Consider the following 2114-nt stretch of genomic DNA (forward strand, 5'->3'; position numbering starts at 1 on the left):
TCTGAAGCCTCATGCGGGCGGCCTCGGCCTCGCGCTGGTCGGCCTGAAGGCGCAGGCGCTCCATGGCCTGGGCATGCTGCTCGGCGCGGGCGATGTGGGGATCGTAACCCGCTGGGGGCGGGCCGGGCCAGCCGGGCCAAGTCTGGGCGCTCGCCGTCAAGGGCGCGGCGCAGAACAACAGGGTCAGTGCGAACAGGCGCGTCATGCCTATACAGATGGGGTGTTACGCCTCGCCGCCAAGCGAGGCCGTTCGCGGTTCAGATCGCGAAGCTGACGCCGCAGCCGCAGCTGGAGGAGGCGTTGGGATTGCGGATCACGAACTGGGCGCCCGCCAACTCGTCCACGAAGGCGACCTCGGAATCCTTGAGGAAGGGGATGGAGACGGGATCGATCACCACGGCCTGACCGTCGCGGCGCACCACCAGGTCATCCGCTTCGGGGCCGTCGACCAGTTCGAAGCGATACTGGAAGCCCGAACAGCCGCCGCCGTCGACGGCGACGCGCAGCAGCACCGGCTTGCCCTCGGCTTCGCCCAGCTTGGCCAGACGGCGCGCGCCGCTTTCAGCCAGGGTGATGCCCTCGGGCGACCGGGTTGCGACCGACAGCGACAGGTCGCGGGCTGATTCTGTGGATTGGACGGTGCTCACGGCCCTCTATATGAGGGGCCGACAGGCGTTCGCAAAGGCCTGTCGCCATCACGAAGTGCTGCCGCCTTGAGCTTGCCCCGCGCCCCTTACGCCGAAAACCCCGCCGCCAGCCGCGGCCGCCATGTTTTCGAGCCCGCCAGCCGCACCCGCACCGCCTTCGCCCGCGACCGCGACCGCATCATCCACGCCACCGCCTTCCGTCGTCTGAAAGAGAAGACGCAGGTCTTCGTGGCGCATGAGGGCGACCATTACCGCACCCGGCTGACGCACAGCCTTGAGGTGGCGCAGATCGCCCGCTCGCTGGCCCACGCCCTGCGGCTGGACGACGATCTGGCCGAGACGGTCGCCCTGGCCCACGACCTGGGCCACCCGCCGTTCAGCCACGCGGGCGAGGACGAACTGCACGAACAGATGAAGGCGTTCGGCGGCTTTGATCACAACGTCCAGAGCTTCCGCGTCGTCACCGAGCTGGAAACCCGCTATCCCGGCTTCACCGGCCTGAACCTGAGCTGGGAGACGGTCGAGGGCGTGGTCAAGCACAACGGCCCGGTGGCGCATCTGCTGTCGGACCCGGCGTGGAAGGCGGTCGCCGCCTATGCGCCGGGCGGGGCGGCCGACTGGGACCTGCGCCTTGGCACCTTCGCCTCGCTGGAGGCCCAGTGCGCGGCCATCGCCGACGACATCGCCTATAACAACCACGACGTGGACGACGGGGTGCAGGCGGGGCTGTTCAGCCTGTCCGATCTGGCCGACGTGCCGCTGATCGGGCGCTGTATCGCCAGCGCGCGCGCCGACTGGCCCGATATCGACGAGCGGATGCTGCGGCTGGAGGCTGTGCGTCGCATGATCGGCGTCATGGTCGACGACGTTCTGGCCGAGACGGAGGCCCGTCTGGCCAAACACCGGATCGAGACGGTCGAGGACGTTCGCAACGCGCCGGAGACGCTGGTGCAGTTCTCAAGCGGGATGATGGCGGAGCTGGCGGTGCTGCGCCGCTTCCTGTTCGAGCGGATGTATCGCCACTACCGCGTCAACCGCACCCGCAGTCAGGCGCGCCGGGTGCTGGCCCAGTTGTTCCAGCTGTTCATGGCGGAGCCGGAGGTGATGCCGCCCGAATGGCAGGCCTCGGCCCTGACCGATGATCCGTATGCGCGGGCGCGGGCGGTGTGCGACTACATCGCCGGTATGACAGATCGTTACGCTATCGAGGTGCATCGCAAGCTGTTCAGCCTCGACCTCGCCCTCGATCTGTGATTCGAGAAGGGCTTCACGGCGCGTTAGACTGAGCGCCGACGCGCGCCGATTCGCGCGCGTGTCCCACGACCATCAAGGCGCGACCCAATGTCCTACGACGACGATCACCGAGGCAACTCCAACGCCGGCCGCGACCGGGGCGCCTATACGCCGCCGACCGACGACGACCTGCCCTTCACGCGCGGCGGCTATGACCCGCGCCGGGCGCCGGCC

General features: G+C 68.8%; 2 protein-coding genes and 1 pseudogene. 1 reads left to right on the plus strand and 2 read right to left on the minus strand.

Annotation, left to right across the window (positions count from 1 at the left end; all coding sequences use genetic code 11):
• Together RT567_RS16160 and RT567_RS16165 are read right to left on the minus strand one after the other, a co-directional pair.
• Nucleotides 1-205: pseudogene (locus RT567_RS16160) on the minus strand (hypothetical protein); the annotation flags it as partial.
• Between the two features lie 52 nt (nucleotides 206-257).
• On the minus strand, nucleotides 258-605 hold the full coding sequence (locus RT567_RS16165) for a HesB/IscA family protein (RefSeq protein WP_409516189.1): 348 nt from the start codon (nucleotides 603-605) through the stop codon (nucleotides 258-260).
• A gap of 81 nt (nucleotides 606-686) precedes the next feature.
• On the opposite strand from RT567_RS16165, the gene RT567_RS16170 reads away from it, so the two are divergent.
• Nucleotides 687-1901, plus strand: coding sequence for a deoxyguanosinetriphosphate triphosphohydrolase (locus RT567_RS16170; protein WP_409516190.1), 1215 nt, complete (start codon nucleotides 687-689; stop codon nucleotides 1899-1901).
• The last annotated feature ends 213 nt before the right edge of the window (nucleotides 1902-2114 follow it).

This window comes from Brevundimonas sp. (assembly GCF_032107865.1).
Classification (GTDB): Bacteria; Pseudomonadota; Alphaproteobacteria; order Caulobacterales; family Caulobacteraceae; genus Brevundimonas.